The 15,452-nt window shown below is 64.1% G+C and carries 16 protein-coding genes; 11 read left to right on the top strand and 5 right to left on the bottom strand.

Features of this window, described 5'->3' with window-relative positions; genetic code table 11:
• Positions 1-4 precede the first annotated feature (4 nt).
• Together FJW10_RS24365 and FJW10_RS24360 are read right to left on the bottom strand one after the other, a co-directional pair.
• The gene (locus FJW10_RS24365; RefSeq protein ID WP_140901962.1) at positions 5-1,033 is read right to left on the bottom strand and encodes a LacI family DNA-binding transcriptional regulator; all 1,029 of its coding nucleotides are present in this window, start codon (positions 1,031-1,033) and stop codon (positions 5-7) included.
• Positions 1,034-1,185: 152 nt separating this feature from the next.
• Positions 1,186-2,358: an MFS transporter gene (locus FJW10_RS24360; RefSeq protein ID WP_140902011.1), complete on the bottom strand. Its 1,173-nt coding sequence runs from the start codon at positions 2,356-2,358 to the stop codon at positions 1,186-1,188.
• A 215-nt stretch (positions 2,359-2,573) separates the two neighbouring features.
• Between FJW10_RS24360 and FJW10_RS24355 the strand changes: the two genes are divergently transcribed.
• On the top strand, positions 2,574-2,861 hold the full coding sequence (locus FJW10_RS24355) for a DUF3175 domain-containing protein (RefSeq protein ID WP_140828833.1): 288 nt from the start codon (positions 2,574-2,576) through the stop codon (positions 2,859-2,861).
• A gap of 71 nt (positions 2,862-2,932) precedes the next feature.
• On the opposite strand, the gene FJW10_RS24350 is transcribed toward FJW10_RS24355, so the two are convergent.
• Positions 2,933-3,709, bottom strand: coding sequence for a FadR/GntR family transcriptional regulator (locus FJW10_RS24350; RefSeq protein WP_140901961.1), 777 nt, complete (start codon positions 3,707-3,709; stop codon positions 2,933-2,935).
• 102 nt (positions 3,710-3,811) lie between these two features.
• A complete protein-coding gene (locus FJW10_RS24345) occupies positions 3,812-4,708 on the bottom strand; it encodes an NAD(P)-dependent oxidoreductase (RefSeq protein ID WP_140901960.1) in 897 nt (298 codons plus the stop codon).
• 26 nt (positions 4,709-4,734) lie between these two features.
• On the opposite strand from FJW10_RS24345, the gene FJW10_RS24340 reads away from it, so the two are divergent.
• Positions 4,735-5,793 carry an NAD(P)-dependent oxidoreductase gene (locus FJW10_RS24340; RefSeq protein ID WP_281405142.1) on the top strand — a complete coding sequence of 353 codons (1,059 nt, stop codon included), beginning with the start codon at positions 4,735-4,737 and terminating at the stop codon, positions 5,791-5,793.
• 93 nt (positions 5,794-5,886) lie between these two features.
• On the opposite strand, the gene FJW10_RS24335 is transcribed toward FJW10_RS24340, so the two are convergent.
• Complete coding sequence (locus FJW10_RS24335; RefSeq protein WP_140647991.1) at positions 5,887-6,876, bottom strand: sugar-binding protein; 990 nt, start codon at positions 6,874-6,876, stop codon at positions 5,887-5,889.
• Positions 6,877-7,330: 454 nt separating this feature from the next.
• Between FJW10_RS24335 and FJW10_RS24330 the strand changes: the two genes are divergently transcribed.
• The 9 genes from FJW10_RS24330 to FJW10_RS24290 all read left to right on the top strand — a co-directional run bounded on the left by FJW10_RS24330 (position 7,331) and on the right by FJW10_RS24290 (position 15,349).
• Positions 7,331-8,074 (top strand): ATP-binding cassette domain-containing protein, encoded by a 744-nt coding sequence (locus FJW10_RS24330; protein WP_140901958.1) that lies wholly within the window; start codon positions 7,331-7,333, stop codon positions 8,072-8,074.
• A gap of 43 nt (positions 8,075-8,117) precedes the next feature.
• Positions 8,118-9,116, top strand: a complete 999-nt coding sequence (locus tag FJW10_RS24325) for an ABC transporter permease (protein ID WP_140659882.1) — start codon at positions 8,118-8,120, stop codon at positions 9,114-9,116.
• A gap of 215 nt (positions 9,117-9,331) precedes the next feature.
• The gene (locus FJW10_RS24320) at positions 9,332-10,159 is read left to right on the top strand and encodes an AraC family transcriptional regulator (RefSeq protein ID WP_140901957.1); all 828 of its coding nucleotides are present in this window, start codon (positions 9,332-9,334) and stop codon (positions 10,157-10,159) included.
• Positions 10,160-10,283: 124 nt separating this feature from the next.
• On the top strand, positions 10,284-10,727 hold the full coding sequence (locus tag FJW10_RS24315) for an SRPBCC family protein (protein WP_140828820.1): 444 nt from the start codon (positions 10,284-10,286) through the stop codon (positions 10,725-10,727).
• A 12-nt stretch (positions 10,728-10,739) separates the two neighbouring features.
• A complete protein-coding gene (locus tag FJW10_RS24310) occupies positions 10,740-11,534 on the top strand; it encodes an FAD binding domain-containing protein (RefSeq protein ID WP_140901956.1) in 795 nt (264 codons plus the stop codon).
• Between the two features lie 58 nt (positions 11,535-11,592).
• The gene (locus FJW10_RS24305; protein ID WP_140901955.1) at positions 11,593-12,075 is read left to right on the top strand and encodes a (2Fe-2S)-binding protein; all 483 of its coding nucleotides are present in this window, start codon (positions 11,593-11,595) and stop codon (positions 12,073-12,075) included.
• An 11-nt stretch (positions 12,076-12,086) separates the two neighbouring features.
• Complete coding sequence (locus FJW10_RS31010; protein WP_140901954.1) at positions 12,087-13,454, top strand: xanthine dehydrogenase family protein molybdopterin-binding subunit; 1,368 nt, start codon at positions 12,087-12,089, stop codon at positions 13,452-13,454.
• 1 nt (position 13,455) lies between these two features.
• Positions 13,456-14,460, top strand: coding sequence for a molybdopterin cofactor-binding domain-containing protein (locus tag FJW10_RS31005; protein ID WP_140901953.1), 1,005 nt, complete (start codon positions 13,456-13,458; stop codon positions 14,458-14,460).
• 7 nt (positions 14,461-14,467) lie between these two features.
• Positions 14,468-15,349: a MoxR family ATPase gene (locus FJW10_RS24290; RefSeq protein ID WP_140901952.1), complete on the top strand. Its 882-nt coding sequence runs from the start codon at positions 14,468-14,470 to the stop codon at positions 15,347-15,349.
• Positions 15,350-15,452 lie beyond the last annotated feature (103 nt).

Below are 15,452 nucleotides of genomic sequence, written 5' to 3'. Positions count from 1 at the left end.
CGGTCTAACGCGCGGTGCTCTCGCGCCGCATGAGGTCGAAGCCGAGGTCGGCGATCCGCTGTTCCGGCCGGTTGCCGGCGATCGCCGCAAGCGCCATGGCGACGGCGCGGGTGCCGATTTCATAGCGGTGCGTGCGCACGCTGGTGATCGAAGGAAACGACACCTGCATCATGTCGAGATCGTTGAAGCCGACAATGCCGATCTGCTTCGGCACGTCGATCGATGCGCGATGGCATTCGAACAGAACGCCAAGCGCGATATCGTCATTGTTGCAGAACACGCCGTCCAGCGTCGGTATCTTGGCCAGCGCGTCGCGGAACAACTCGCGGCCCAGCGTCACGCTTGACGGCACCGGCGTCGTGGTGATCAGCCGCGGATCGAAAAGGCCGGCAGCCTCCATGGCGGCGCGATAGCCGGCAAGGCGTCGCTGCGAACGCGGGTCCATTCGCGCGCCGATGAAGCCGATCTTACGGTATCCGGCTTGCAGAAGGTGTTCGGCGGCAGTCCTGCCGCCGTCGAAATGGGAAAAGCCGACCATCATGTCGACCGGGTCCGGCCCGGTCTCCATCACCTGCACCACCGGGCAGCCGGCATTCTCCAGCAGTCGTCGCGCGCTGGGTGTCTGGTCGATACCGGCCACGATCAGCGCCGCCGGGCGTTGCGATCCGAAAACCTGCAACAGCCGCTCTTCCTCGAGGCCCGAATAATGGGTGTTGCCGATCTGAATGCGGAACGGGCTGTCGGAAAGGCTGTCATAGATGCCGCGCACCACTTCGGCGAAGACGTTGTTGGTCAGCGAAGGCACCAGCACGCCGAACACCTCGGCGCGCGCCGAGGCAAGCGCGCGGGCATTCGGGTCAGGCACGTAGCCGAGTTCGTCGACCGCGGCCTGTATCTGCCGTCGAAGGTCTTCCGATACCCGCCCGGGCTCACGCAACGCCCGCGACACGGTGATCGCGCCGACACCCGCCTTGCGCGCCACATCGGCAATGGTCGGACGGCCGCCGCCACGGCGGGAACGCGGCTTGGTCAAGGCCCTGTCCTCCCGTCTTCGACGCGCGGCCGCAACATCACGATCGGCGTCCGTGTCATCGCGCCACCAGGTCAGCTCTGCCGATTGAGGTCGCGCATGCGTTAACTGTTGTCAAGCAACCCGGCTTCGGCGCCCGGTTTAACCGAGGCGTGTCAGGCAATCGCCTCGGCGCTTCGGTTGGCTTTCCACATCAGCAGCGCGATGGCCCCGAGATTGACGAGGTTCCAGCCAATTCCGTTCAGGAAGGCGGCGGCGTAGGAACCGGTGAGGTCGTAGATCCAGCCCGACATCCAGCCGCCCACCGCCATGCCGAAGATCGTCGCCATCAGGACGATGCCGACGCGCTGGCCGGCTTCCTTTGCCGGCATATAGTCGCGCACGATGATGGCATAGCAGGGCACGATGCCGCCTTGCGACAGGCCGAAGACCAGCGAGACGACATAGAGTGAGGCGAGCCCGTCGAACGGGATGTAGAAGAGCAGCGACAGACACTGCAGCGCCGAGCCGATCAGCAGCGTCTTCACCGCGCCGATGCGGTCGGCGAGGAAGCCCGAGCCGACCCGGCTGATGACGCCGGCCGCCAGCATGATCGACAGCATCTCGGCGCCATGCGCGACGCCGTAGCCGAGATCCATGCAATAGGCGACGATATGCACCTGCGGCATCGACATCGCCATGCAGCAGCCGAAGCCGGCAATCACCAGCAGGACCTGCAACTGCGAGGGTGACAGCGAGATCGGCTGCACCGGCCGGCCGCGCGGCGCGCCGGAAATCCCCTCATGCGGCGCGCGCCGCCGCAGCAGCAGGACCAGCGGCACCATGGTGACGAGGCAGATGACTCCTATCGTCGCATAGGTGAAGCGCCAGCCATGGCCTTGCATCATATAAGGCATGACCGTCGGCCAGATCGCCCCGGCAATGTAGTTGCCTGACGCCGCCACCGTCACCGCAACGCCGCGGCGGCGGCTGAACCAGTGCGAGACGTCGGCGATCAGCGGCCCGAAGATCGCCGAGCACCCCACTCCGATCAGCAGGCCTTGCGCAAGCGTGACGCCAAGGATCGAATTCGCAAGCGACGCCAGCAGAAACCCCGCGCCAAGCGCGAGCGAAGCGGCGAGCGCCGGTATCCAGTAGCCGAAACGATCAATGGCGCGTCCGATCAGCGCGTTGCCGGCGGCGAAGCCCACCATGGTCGCGGTATAGGGCATCGAGGCGGCGGCGCGGTCGACGCCGAATTCGGCCTGCACCGCGGGCAGGACCACGACCACCGCCCAGGTGCCGACGCCGCCGATTGTCGCCAGCAGCAGGGAAATGCCAAGCCGCATCCATGCATAGAAGCTGTCGATGCCGGCGCTGTTTGCCGCGTTTCCTGGAACTGTCGTCACGGCGTCTCCTGTCCGCGATTTCTTCGAGATCGCGTGTTTGAGCGCACTATCGGCGCATTTCCCGGGCCGAGCAGCGCCACGAGGCATAATTCCGTGGCTCCAGAAGCGGAACCCGCCTCACCCGATGGAGTTTTGCCTGAAGAAAGGAGTTCACCATGACCGCCAGGAAGAAATGGTCGGCTGACGTGACCGAGCACAGCGATGCGATGGATCTCGAGGATCACGTCTTTGAATCCGACGACGCCAAGAAGATCGCCGCGTCGCTGAAACGTTCGGCCGAGCACAGCGACCGCCGCAAGGCGGAGCCGTTCCAATCCGCCATGTCGATGTTGAATTTCTACATCAACCGCGCCGGCAAGAACTTGCCTGACGAGCGCAGGAAGGTGCTGGAAAAAGCGAAGGACGAGTTGCGCGTCGCCTTTGGCCGCGAGAAGCAGGACTAGGTGCTGCAACGGGACCGCAAGCGCAGGAAGCCGCCATTCGCAAGCCGGTTTCAGCTGAATATCGACGGACCTTAGCGCGACTGGATCACTTCGTCGGTATTGGCCAGCAGCTTACGGACCGCGTTGCGCGCCGCATCCGGTCTTCGCAGGCGAATATTCCTCTCGATCGCCTCGTGCAGCTTTTGGGCATGGTGCAAATCGTCCAGTTCGCGCGTCGTGTAGGCGAAGAGGTGGTCGAAGGCGGATTCGATCAGCACCCCCAGCGGCACCAGCAGGTCGTTGCCCGAGGCCCTGAGAATGGCGAGATGGAAGCGCGTGTCGGCCCGCGTCCGCTCTTGCAGGTTGGTCGCCTCGCCCATCTCCTGGCAGGCCTGGCTGATCTCGGCCATCTGCTCGTCGGTGCGCCGCAGCGCCGCGAAGGCGGTGGCTTCCGGCTCGATGATATGGCGGAATTCCTGCACGGTCTTGAGGAAAACCTCGCGGTCCGGCGACGTGGCGTACCAGGACAGCACGTCCCGGTCGAGGAGGTTCCAGCGTTCCTTCGGTTCGACCCAACTGCCGATCTTCGGCCGCGAGGCCAGCAGGCTCTTCGCCATCAGCATCTTGATCGCCTCGCGCACCGCCGAGCGGCTGACGTCGAAGGTCTCCGACCATTTCGCTTCGTTGGGCAGGATGGTGCCCGGTGGATAATCGCCGCGCACGATCCTTAGCCCGATCTCGCTGGCCAAGGAGGTGTGTACGCTGGCGCCCGGAATGCGTGGCGCGTTGGCCCGTCGAACGCCGGCTGGACGCTCCAGAGCTGCCGTTTTCGTCAGTCTTTTTTCGTTGTTCGGCTTCGCGTCCCGCATATGGTCCAGAAAATCCCGTTTTCAGAAGCTGTCAAGCACGGCAGGCCCGCTTTGCCCTAACGCACGAGGATGTGCACAGATCAACTGGCATTTGGCGCCGTCTCATGCCGGTTTGACGTATTTGCGCCAGCTGTGCTCGGGCCGGAAGCCGAGCACGTCGCGCGCCTTGCGGTTCGAAAGCAGCGTCTCATACTCGCCAAGCTCAGCCTTGACCGGCACGCCCGGATAAAAGCGCTTCAAGAGCTCCGCTGTCGGCAGGTCCGATGAGGTGTCGTCATTGGCCGCGTTGAACACCTGGTAGCCCAAGCCGTCCTTCTCGATGGCGCGCAAGGTGATCTGGCCAAGATCGCGCGCGTCGATGTAGCTCCAGGCGATGCGCTTGCGGAAGCCCGGATCGGCGAACCATTTCGGGAACAGCGAATGTTCATGCGGCTCGATGACGTTGCCGATGCGCAGCGCATAGATGTCTGCGCCGCTGCGCAGCGCGAAAGCCCGTGCCGTCTTCTCGTTGACGATCTTCGACAGCGCGTAAGAGTCCATCGGGTCGACGTCATAATCCTCGTCGAGCGGGAAATGCGTCGGACTGCGCGGCTCATTGGCGAAAACCAGGCCGTAGGTCGTCTCCGAGGAAGCGATGATGATCTTGCGGATGCCGAGCTTCACCGCCGCTTCGATGGCATTGTAGGTGCCCATCGCGTTGATGCGGAACACCTCGTTGTCCGGCGTGATCATGATGCGCGGGATTGCGGCGAAATGCACCACGGCGTCGACCGGCTGTGCTCTCAGCGACGGATCGAACTCGTGCAGGCCCATATAGCTCGACAGCGCGTTGAAGACCTGCCCGCTGTCGGTGATGTCGGCGATCAGCGTGCGCACTTTCGGATTGTCGAGCGGCCTGGTGTCGATGTTGAGCACCTGGCAGCCATGTTCGACCAGATACTGAACGACATGCCGGCCAGCCTTGCCGCTGCCGCCGGTGAACATGATCCGCTTCGTCATTTTGCTCTCCACAAGGCTTGGGAATTATGTGTATTGTCAGACAATATGGCATTCCGCAATCACCCGCCACCCGCGATCCGAGGAAGCGTTCTCGACAATCGCCCGCCGCGCGGGCCCATCACCACGAAAGACAGGGAAGAGACGACATGAGCACCACCGCTGCCCGCGAGAAAATCGGTTTCATCGGCCTAGGCCTGATGGGGCACGGCATCGCCAAGAACATCGTCGACAAGGGCTATCCGCTGACCTTTCTCGGCCGCAAGAACCGCAAGCCCGCGGAAGATCTTTTGGGACGCGGCGCCAAGGAAGTGGCCACATCCAAGGAGGTGGCCGCTGCCTCCGACGTCGTCTTCATCTGCGTCACCGGATCGCGCGAGGTGGAGACGATCATCCGCGGCCCCGGCGGGCTGAAGGAGGGCCTGAAGCAAGGCTCGGTCGTCGTCGATTGCTCGACCTCCGATCCGGTCTCGACCGTGGCCCTGGCCGCCGAGCTCAAGGCGCTCGGCGTCGACTATGTCGATGCGCCGCTCAGCCGCACGCCGAAGGAGGCCTGGGAAGGCACGCTCGACGCCATGGTCGGCGCGCCGGACACGGTGTTCGCCAAGCTGAAGCCGGTGATCGAGACCTGGGCCGGCCGCATCGTCCACATCGGGGACACCGGCGACGGCCACCGCATGAAGCTGCTCAACAACTTCATCTCGCTGGGCTACGCCGCGATCTATTCGGAAGCGCTGGCGCTGGCCGAGAAGGTCGGCATCTCGCCGCCGCGCTTCGACAGCGTCATCCGCAACGGCCGCATGGATTGCGGCTTCTACCAGACCTTCATGCGCTGGACACTGGAGGGCGACCGCGACGCGCACAAGTTCAGCATTGCCAACGCCTTCAAGGACCTGACCTATCTGGAATCGATGGCGGGCGCGGCCGGCATCGCCAACCCGCTCGGCAACGCAACCAAGAATTCCTTTGCGACCGCCTTCGCCACCGGTCCCACGGAACAGTATGTGCCGATGCTCGCCACCCATATCGGCAAGCTCAACGGCGTCGACCTGATGCCTTCGAAGGACGGCGTGAAGCAGAAGATCTGAGACGAAAGCGCCCGTCATCAAGAATGCAACTTTGAAAAAGTCAGGGGCGCCTCGCGGCGCCCCTTTTACATTGGTTCTGGATGCGACCAGCGCCTACCTCTGGATACAGGTGTCGGCCGTTTCCTTGGTGCATTCGTCGAGGCCGGTGAAGACCGGATCGTCGACCTTCTTGTTGCCGACGAGGTCGAGCATCACCGACGGCGCCTTGTAGCCCATTTCGAACGGCCGCTGGCCGACCAGCGCGGTCACCAGGCCTTCCTTGGCGATTGCCACCTCGTCGCCGATCGTGTCGGCGGCGCCGATGACGAACTCGTTCTTGGCGATCTTGTCGGCCATCGGCTTGAACAGGTCGCGATAGGGCTGCGGGGCGCCGAACAGCGGCCAGCCGCCCATGATGCCGAAGGCGTCGAGCTTCGGGTTGGCGGCGAGGATGTCGGTCATCGCCTGCACGCCCTTGGCGCCGTCGTCATTGGTGAACACCGGGCAGCCGGCGACTTCGGTCCAGCCGCCTTCGCCGGCAAGTGCCGCGAGGCCTTCCTTGCCCGACAGCGCATCGCGCATGCCTTGCGCGCGGCGCAGGATGTTGTCGGCCGCCGGATTGCCCTCGATGGTGCAGATCGTGCCGCCATTCGGCTTGGCCTTCTTGATGTACTCGCCGATCTTCTTGCCCATCAAGTAGTTGTCGGTGCCGAGATAGGTCTTGCGAAGGGCGGCGTCTTCCTTGGCAAGGTCGGCGTCGACCGTCATGATCGGGATCGACGGATTGGCGCTCTTGATCGTCTGCGCGATCAGCGGCGCGTTCGACGGCGAGATCGCCATAGCCGCCGTGTCGGGCTTGCTCAGCATGTCCTGCACGATCTGCGCCTCGCCGGCTTCGTCCGAGGTCGATGCCGGGCCGGTGTAGAAGCATTCATATTCCGAGCTGGCGTTTTCCTTGTTCCACTTCTCGCAGCCCTGATGGATGGCTTCGAAGAACGGATTGTCGAGACCTTTCACGACGATGACGAGCTGTTTCTTGGCCAAAGCCGGCCCGGCGCCCAACGCCATGGCGGCGACGGCGGCAAGCAAAAGTGTTTTCCTCATATCAGTCCTCCCTTGAAACAGACGGACACCGCGTGCCCGCCACACTGATCAGCCCGGATGCATAAGAACCATGACGACGAGGATCTCATGATGTTCGCGTCCTGCGCCGGGCTGATAAGCATTTGCCGATCCGTTCGCCCGAATACTGGCGCAGCCGGATCCTTGACCTTCAAACCATTTGCCCGCCCTCCGCCGGATAGGCGGACAAGGAGCAAGATCTTCCTCCGAGACTTAGCTAATATCGGCTTTTCGCCAGCGTCAATTCCTATTTGTCCTACAAAACCGATTTTTCGTCGAGTCTCGAAATTAATCGTCAGACAATTGATTGACGCCCTTGTCCGCTTTTGCCTAAATGCGTGGACGCGCCGTTCGGGAGGAGATGGACGGCGCAGGACGCAAGCGGCGCCGGCAAAGGTCGGCGACAGCTGCGCCCAGATGGGGAGGCATAAGGCTGGTGTCGGTTCTCGAACTCGCCAACATCTCGAAGCATTTCGGCGCCATCCAGGCGGTCAACGATGTATCTTTTTCGCTGGAGGCCGGCGAGGTCGTCGGCCTGATGGGCGACAACGGCGCCGGCAAGTCGACGCTGGTGAAGATGATCGCCGGCAATTTCCACCCGAGCCACGGCACCATGCGGCTGGACGGCGAGGAGCTTGTCCTGCACAAGCCCGCGGACGCCCGCCAGCATGGCATCGAGATCGTCCACCAGGACCTCGCGCTCTGCAACAATCTGACGGCCGCGGCCAATGTCTATCTCGGCCGCGAGTTGCGCCGTGGCTTCGGTCCGCTCCGCATCCTCGACTATGGCGCCATGTACAAGCGCGCCGGCCAGCTTTTCGCCGAGCTGAAATCCGAAACGCGGCCGCGCGACCTCGTCAAGCAGATGTCGGGCGGCCAGCGCCAGGCGGTGGCCATTGCCCGCACCATGCTGTCGCAGGCCAAGATCGTGCTAATGGATGAGCCGACGGCGGCGATTTCGGTCAGGCAGGTCGCCGAGGTGCTCAACCTCATCCGCCACCTGCGCGACCAGGGCATCGCCGTGGTGCTGATCAGCCACCGCATGCCCGACGTGTTCGACGTCGCCGACCGCGTCATCGTCATGCGGCGCGGCCGCAAGGTGGCCGACAAGAAGATCGCATCGAGCTCGCCCGAGGAAGTCACCGGGCTGATCACCGGCGCCATCGAACAGGTTGCGTGATTGCGCGGAGCCTCGCGCCCCCGCCTCTCAGGAAAGGTCGATAATGGCAGTCACACTTGACCAGACGATCGCGCAGAAGCAGCACACCTTCCTGTCGCGGCTCTTCTCCAACCAGACCTTCTGGGTGGTGATCGCGGTCATCCTCGCCTGCCTGTTCCTGTCCGTCGCCACCGATTCCTTCGCCACGTCGAAGAATCTCTTCAACATCACGCGCAATGTCACCTTCATCGCCATCGTGGCGCTCGGCATGACCTTCGTCATCATCACCGGCGGCATCGATCTGTCGGTCGGCTCGGTGCTTTGCCTGTGTTCGATGGTGCTCGCCGTCACCATGCATGCCGGCTATTCGATCGAAGTGGGCATCCTGGCCTCGATCGCCACCGCGCTTGTGATCGGCGCCTTCAACGGCGTGCTCATCGCCTATCTCGGCTTCCCGCCTTTCGTAGTCACGCTCGGCATGCTGTCGGTGGCGCGCAGCCTTGCCATGGTCGCGTCCAACAACACGGTGGTCTTCCAGTTCGGACCGGACCATCAGAAGCTTCTGGCGCTGGGCGGCGGCGCCTGGTTGTTCGGCATCGCCAATCCGGTGCTCTACATGATCATTCTGGCGCTGATCACCGGCTTCATCCTGCGCTTGACCAAGTTCGGCCGGCACATCTTCGCCATCGGCGGCAATGAGCATGCGGCGACGCTGACCGGCGTTCCCGTCAAGCAGATCAAGGTCGTCGTCTATATGATCTCGGCGTTGTCGGCGGGGATTGCAGGCATCATCCAGACCGGATGGCTGGGCGCCGTCACCACCAATCTCGGCAACGGCATGGAGCTGCAGGTGATCGCCGCCACCGTCATCGGCGGCGCCAATCTCGCCGGTGGCGTCGGCACCGCGCTCGGCGCCATCGTCGGCGCCGCCCTTATCGAGGTGATCCGCAACAGCCTTGGCCTGCTCGGCATCAACGCGTTCTGGCAGGGCACTTTCATCGGCGGCGCGATCATCCTGGCGGTGCTGTTCGACCGCGTCCGCAACTTCCGCCGCAGTGACTAGAGCGAAATCGCCGTCGATTTCGCAAAGGATCATGCATGATCCAAATCGGGGCGTAGCGCTATTGGTTTGATTCCTATCGCTCAGTCTGAAAATCCATCCAGGCGCTTTGGACGCAAGTTCCGCCGCGCCTGCCTGCCTTGACGCGGCCGCACCCCGGCCGCACTATTCCCCCGCAGGCGAAGGGAGGCCAGTCGCCTGCGGGAGGAACGATACCCATGACGGACGCGATCAGGCTCTATTGGGGCCGGTTCGGACATGTTTCCGTGCTGAATGTCGCCAACGACTTCGTCACCCATGCGCATGGCGAGGCACATCTCATCATCTGGCTGGAAGGCACGGCAGGCGAAATGACCATCGGCCGCGAGACGGTGCGGCTTGGACCGGGCACCGCGGCCGGCATCAACTCGTTCCAGCCGCACAGCCACGCCCTTTCCCGCGACGGCAAGCCTGGACTGTTCCTCGCCTTCTACATCGACCCGGATTGGGCGCGCCAGCGCCGCGACCTCCCATCGTCGGCGCCGCTGTTCACGCAAGCCGCGATCACACTGGAGCCCTGGCTGCATCAGGCGGCGGCGAACCTGCTCGATCACCTGACCGACAATGAGAGCATCGGCGACATCGCCAATTACGAGATCGAGCGTTTCATCGACAGCGTGCTCGATGCGGCCGAGACATCCACGCCACAGATAGCCCGCGCGCGCATCAACACGATGCTCGACTTCCGCGTCCGCAAGGCGATCCAGCTGATGAAGGCCAATGTCTGCGAGCGCATCTCCTTCGACGACGTCGCCCGCTCGGTCGGCCTGTCCCGGCCGCATTTCTTCGCGCTCTTCAAGGAACAGACCAATCTGACGCCGAACGTCTACTGGAACACGCTGCGCATGGAGGAAGCCGTGCGCCAGCTGCAGTGGTCGCAGGAGCCGTTGATCTCGGTCGCCTGCAATCTCGGCTTCACCACCCAGGGCAATTTCTCGCGCTTCTTCCGCGACCATGTCGGCGTGCCGCCGACGCTCTACCGCGAAGCCGCGAGAGCCATGTCCTGAGTGCTCTGCAGGCTGATCCGTCGCCGCATTTTCCGACTGGTTGATACGCACTCAAGACGCATTGATAAGCGCCGGCCCGTCGGCCGCCCTAGCCTGCTCCCGATCTTTGCAAGGGAGCCAGTCTATGGCGAAAGTCACCATTTCCAGCGTCATCGACGCGCCGGTCGAGCAGGTCTGGGCGCACATCCGCGACTTCAACGGCCTGCCGAACTGGCATCCGCGCATGGTGGAAAGCCATATCGAGGACGGCAAGGACGCTACCGCGATCGGCTGCGTGCGCAACTTCCAACTGGTCAGCGGCGCTCGGCTGCGCGAGAAGCTGCTCGACTTCTCCGACGACAATTTCCTGGTCAGCTACTCGATCCTGGAAACGCCGCAGCCGCTCACCAATCACAAGGCGACGCTGCAGTTGCGGCGCATCACCGACGGTAACCGCACCTATGCCGAATGGACGGCGAGCTTCGACGCAGCACCGGAGGAAGCCGACAAGCTGGCCGAGGGCATGGGCGCCAACGTCTTCCAGGGCGGCTTCAACGCCTTGAAAAGCCATTTCGCTGGCCAGAGCTGACGGGAGCCTGCCATGTCGCTTGCGCTGCAGACTTTTTCGAGCGTGAAAGACGCCAACGCCGCGCTGCAGACAGCGGGCTCACGCTATATTGGCGGCGGCACGCTTGTCGTCCGCGCGGCCAACGAAGGCGACGTTTCCGTCTCCAGCCTGGTGCGTGTCACCGATCCGGGCCTATCGCAAATCGCGGTTGTCGGCGCCAAGGTCCGGCTCGGCGCTTCGGTCACCATGGCCGCGATCGCCCGCCACCCCGAACTTGCCGTGCTCGCGCCTGCCGCGCGCGCTGTCGGCGGGCCTGCGATCCGCAACATGGCAACCGTCGGCGGCAATCTGTTCGTCCCCGCCCCTTATGGCGATTTCGCCGTCGCGCTGCTGGCGCTGGACGCGACCGTCGTCACCGAAGATGGCGAAACGCCGATCGAGACTTTCCTGGCCGATCGCAACACCAGCCGCGCCATAGTGACGGCGGTGAATATTGCATCGCCCAAAACCGAAAGCTTCCGCTTCCTGAAAGTGTCGCGCGTCAAGCCGAAGGGGGTCTCGGTGCTGAGCATCGCCGCGCTTCTGGAACGCGCACCCGACGGCACGGTGACCTCGGCGCGCATCGCGCTGGGCTGCATGGTCGATCGGCCGATCCGCGCTTTAGCGACCGAAAAGGCGCTGCTCGGCTGCAAGCTCACGCCGCAGGAGATCGCGCCGGCGCTGGTGGCCGTGAGCGAAGGCATCGCGCCGATCACCGATCCGATCGCCAGCGCCTGGTATCGCGCCGAGGTTCTGCCGGTCCATCTCGGCCGGCTGCTGCTTGACTAATATCCGTGGGGGACGCGCGTCTGTCCGGTCGATCCGGGCAGGCGCGCAGGGAGGAAAAATGGCAAAAGTACCTGTCCAGTTCACGCTCAACGGCTCCGAAAAAGCCGAATTCGTCGACAGCGGCACCACACTGCTCCATGCGTTGCGCGACAAGATCGGCGACACCTCGCCGAAGGGCGGCTGCCATCAGGGCACCTGCGGCGCCTGCTCGGTCATCATTGACGGTGAATTGCGGCTCTCCTGCCTGACATTGGCTGAGACCTGCAACGGCGCGGCCGTCACCACGACGGCCGGCCTCGCCGAAGCCGGCGTCCTACATCCGTTGCAGCGCGCCTTCCTCGACGCCTTCGCCACGCAATGCGGCTTCTGCACGCCGGGCATGATCATGGCCGCAAAAGTGCTGCTCGACCGCACGCCGAACCCGAGCCGCGAAGATGTGGTCGAGGCGCTGTCCGGCAACATCTGCCGCTGCACCGGATATGAGCCGATCATCCAGGCGGTGCTGACCGCCGCGCGCGCCAATTCGCGGAACGCCGCCTGAGGGAACGAGCCATGGAACTGCGCAAGGATTATTTCGCCGACGTCCGCAAGGACGGCCTGCATGAGATCGGCCAGGGCCGCCCGCGGCTCGATTCCCCCGGTCATGTCACCGGCAAGACTGCCTATTTCGCCGACCGGAACTTCCCGGGCATGCTGCATCTGAAGATGGTGCGCAGCCTGCACCACCATGCCCGCATCCGCTCGATCGACACGTCGCAAGCGGAAAAGCACCCGGGCGTCGTCAAGGTGCTGACCGCCAAGGACGTGCCGCACAATGTCTACACCATCCTGATCCTGATCCAGATCGGTCCCGAGGACGAAACCGTGCTCGCCGACGGCAAGGTGCGCTGGAAAGGCGAGGCCGTGGTGGCGGTGCTGGCCGAGACCGAGCGGGCAGCACAGGAGGCAGCCGCCAAGGTCAAGGTGGATTACGAAGTGCTGCCGGCCGTCTTCGACATGGAAGAAGCGCTGAAGCCCGGTGCGCCCTTGGTCAACGAGTATCACGGCCAGAACTATTATCTCTACGACAGCGGCGAATGCCGCAAGGTGCGCTTCGGCGATGTCGAGGCTGGCTTTGCCCAGGCCGACCATATCCTCGAACAGTCCTACCAGTCCTCGCCGATCGAGCACGCGCCGACCGAGACGACGGGCTGCGTGGTGACGCCAGAAGGCAACGACCGCTTCACCTGCTACACCAACACGCAGGCGATGTTCTTCACCCTCGACAACACCTCGATCATTCTGCAGATGTCGGGCTCGAAGCTGCATTTCGTCGGCGGCACGGTCGGCGGCGGTTTTGGCGGCAAGGTCGACGTCATCGTCGAGCCGATCGCCATCCTGGCCGCCAAGCTAACCGGACGCCCAGTCTGTTTTATCTACAGCCGTGAGGAGGAGATGCAGATCTCCTCGCCGCGCGCGGCTGAGAAGGTCGTCATCAAGGACGGCTTGATGAAGGACGGCCGCATCGTTGCGCGCAAGGTGACCGGCTACACCGATGCCGGCGCCTATTCGCGCCATTCGCCTTATGGCGCGCAGAAGGGTGCCGGACATTACCCCGGCCCTTACACTGTCCCGAATGTCTGGATCGATACCTATTGCGTCTACACCAACCGCACGCCGTCCTCGGCCATGCGCGGCTTCGGCGTCACCATCGGCGACTTCGCGCTAGAGGTGCAGATGGACAAGCTGGCGCGGCTGATCGGCATGGATCCGCTCGAATTCCGCTTCATCAACGCCTATCGCGACGGCGACATGAAGGCGCACCGCCAGCCGACCGAGGGGGCGGCACTGATCGAGTGCATGCAGGAAGCCTCGCGCGCCGCCAACTGGCCGGTGGCGGAGAAATACATGGCGATGTCCTCCTACAAGAAGGAAGCCTGAGATGGCGATACGGCGCGGACGCGGCGTCGCCGCGATCAATTATCCGACGGGCATGAATCTCGGCGGCGATCCGACCCAGGCGCTGGTCCATTCGACGCCGACCGGCAATTTCATGGTCACGCTGTCATCCGTCGATCTCGGCCAGGGCATGAAGCAGATCATGGCGCAGATCTGCGCCGAGACGATCGGCGTGCCGACCGACCGCGTCGTCGTCGACACCGCCGACACCGACACCGGCCCGCATTGCATGGGCACCTTCGCCTCGCGCGGCACGCACCGCGCCGGCAATGCCGTCATCCAGGCGGCCAAGGAAGCCCGCCAAGTGATGCTGGAAGTGGCGGCCGAAGAGCTGGAGGTGAACGCTTCCGATCTCGAAACCGACGGCGAAGGCAACATTTTGGTCAAGGGTGCGCCGCAGAAGTCGATCTCGATCTTCGATGTCGCCCTGTCGGCGCATTTCAAGCGCGGCCGCTCGATCTCGGGCCGCGGCATGTTCCTGATCCCGCGCTCCTACCCGGAGAAAGAGACCGGCGCGATGAAGCCCTCGACCTGCTACGCCCATGCCTGCACGGTGGCCGAGGTCGAGGTCGACGACGAGACCGGCGAAGTGACGGTGCTGACGGTCAAGAACGTCTTCGAGATCGGCCGCGCGCTCAATCCGAAGATGGTCGAGCAGCAGTTGGTCGGCGGCTCCTGGATGGGAATCAGCCACGCGCTCTACGAGACGACCGAACCCTATTATCCGAACCGCGACCATGGCGGCACCGACTTCAACCAATATCTGATGCCTGGCCCAGGCGACCTGGCCGAGACCGAGATCATTGTGCTGGAGCGCCCTTCCGCCGATGGGCCGTTCGGCGCCAAGGGCCCCGGCGAGATGTGCGCCAACCCGCAAATCCCGGCCGTCGCCAACGCCGTCTTCGACGCGGTCGGCGTGCGCATCGACACGCTGCCGATCACGCCGGAGCGCATCCTGCGCGCGCTGAAGGCGCAGGCGGCGGGCTGAGGGGAAGATGACCAGCGCCGACGCCGTTGAGGTCGCGGCTTCGCCGGAGGCGATAGCAGCGCGCCTTGCCGCCTCGCGCTATCTGGCCGACGATAGCCTTGCCACCGCGATTTTCCTGGCGATCCGCCTAGGCAAGCCGCTGCTGCTCGAGGGCGCGCCGGGCGTCGGCAAGACCGAGGCCGCCAAGGCTGTCGCCGAGCTGCTCGGCCGCGAACTGGTGCGGCTGCAATGCTATGAAGGCATCGATGCCGGGCATGCGCTTTACGAATGGAACTACCAGCGCCAGTTGCTCGCCATCCGCCACGCCGGCGAACACGAGATCGACATCTATGACGACCGTTTCCTGATCGCCCGGCCGCTGCTGCAGGTGCTGCGGGCACCGGAACAGCGCGTGCTGCTGGTCGACGAGATCGACCGCTCCGACCATGAATTCGAAGCGCTGCTCTTGGAATTCCTCTCCGACTTTCAGATCAGCATTCCCGAGCGCGGCACCATCCGCGCCGCGGCGCAGCCGATCGTCATCCTGACCTCGAACCGCACCCGCGAGCTTGCCGAGGCGCTGCGCCGGCGCTGCGTCTATCATTGGATCGGCTATCCCGACGCCCGGCGCGAGGCCGAGATCATCATGCTGCGCTCGGGCCACGTCGCCGAAGCGACGGCGCGCGCGGTGGCCAATGCTGTGCAGGAAATCCGCGCACGCCCGCTGGCCAAACCGCCGGGCATTGCCGAGGCGGTCGAATGGGCGAATGCCGCGACCATCCTCGAGAAAGGCGGCAGCGCGTGGCCGGAGGCTTTCCGCCGAGCCATCGGCGTGCTGATCAAGGACGAGGAGGATTTTTCGGCGATCGCGCCGGAGCTGGGGAGGATTGTCGAGGAGGCGCTGGGGTGATGAGCAATCGCAACGCGCTAGCGCTATCTTGTAGGGCTAATGCGCAGCGCTGGCGGGACAGCACCCCCCTCTGTCCTGCCGGACATCTCCCCCACGAGGGGGG

It is taken from the genome of Mesorhizobium sp. B4-1-1, assembly GCF_006439375.1.
Lineage (GTDB): Bacteria > Pseudomonadota > Alphaproteobacteria > Rhizobiales > Rhizobiaceae > Mesorhizobium.
This window is presented reverse-complemented; position numbering and strand designations above follow the sequence as displayed.

Coding starts and splice junctions, on each gene's coding strand:
- FJW10_RS24350 (WP_140901961.1), bottom strand. CDS start 3,709: ATGCGGGACGCGAAGCCGAACAACGAAAAAAGACTGACGAAAACGGCA.
- FJW10_RS24290 (WP_140901952.1), top strand. CDS start 14,468: ATGACCAGCGCCGACGCCGTTGAGGTCGCGGCTTCGCCGGAGGCGATA.
- FJW10_RS24320 (WP_140901957.1), top strand. CDS start 9,332: ATGACGGACGCGATCAGGCTCTATTGGGGCCGGTTCGGACATGTTTCC.
- FJW10_RS24305 (WP_140901955.1), top strand. CDS start 11,593: ATGGCAAAAGTACCTGTCCAGTTCACGCTCAACGGCTCCGAAAAAGCC.
- FJW10_RS24355 (WP_140828833.1), top strand. CDS start 2,574: ATGACCGCCAGGAAGAAATGGTCGGCTGACGTGACCGAGCACAGCGAT.
- FJW10_RS24335 (WP_140647991.1), bottom strand. CDS start 6,876: ATGAGGAAAACACTTTTGCTTGCCGCCGTCGCCGCCATGGCGTTGGGC.
- FJW10_RS24360 (WP_140902011.1), bottom strand. CDS start 2,358: ATGCGGCTTGGCATTTCCCTGCTGCTGGCGACAATCGGCGGCGTCGGC.
- FJW10_RS24315 (WP_140828820.1), top strand. CDS start 10,284: ATGGCGAAAGTCACCATTTCCAGCGTCATCGACGCGCCGGTCGAGCAG.
- FJW10_RS31010 (WP_140901954.1), top strand. CDS start 12,087: ATGGAACTGCGCAAGGATTATTTCGCCGACGTCCGCAAGGACGGCCTG.
- FJW10_RS24310 (WP_140901956.1), top strand. CDS start 10,740: ATGTCGCTTGCGCTGCAGACTTTTTCGAGCGTGAAAGACGCCAACGCC.
- FJW10_RS24325 (WP_140659882.1), top strand. CDS start 8,118: ATGGCAGTCACACTTGACCAGACGATCGCGCAGAAGCAGCACACCTTC.
- FJW10_RS24340 (WP_281405142.1), top strand. CDS start 4,735: ATGTGTATTGTCAGACAATATGGCATTCCGCAATCACCCGCCACCCGC.
- FJW10_RS24345 (WP_140901960.1), bottom strand. CDS start 4,708: ATGACGAAGCGGATCATGTTCACCGGCGGCAGCGGCAAGGCTGGCCGG.
- FJW10_RS31005 (WP_140901953.1), top strand. CDS start 13,456: ATGGCGATACGGCGCGGACGCGGCGTCGCCGCGATCAATTATCCGACG.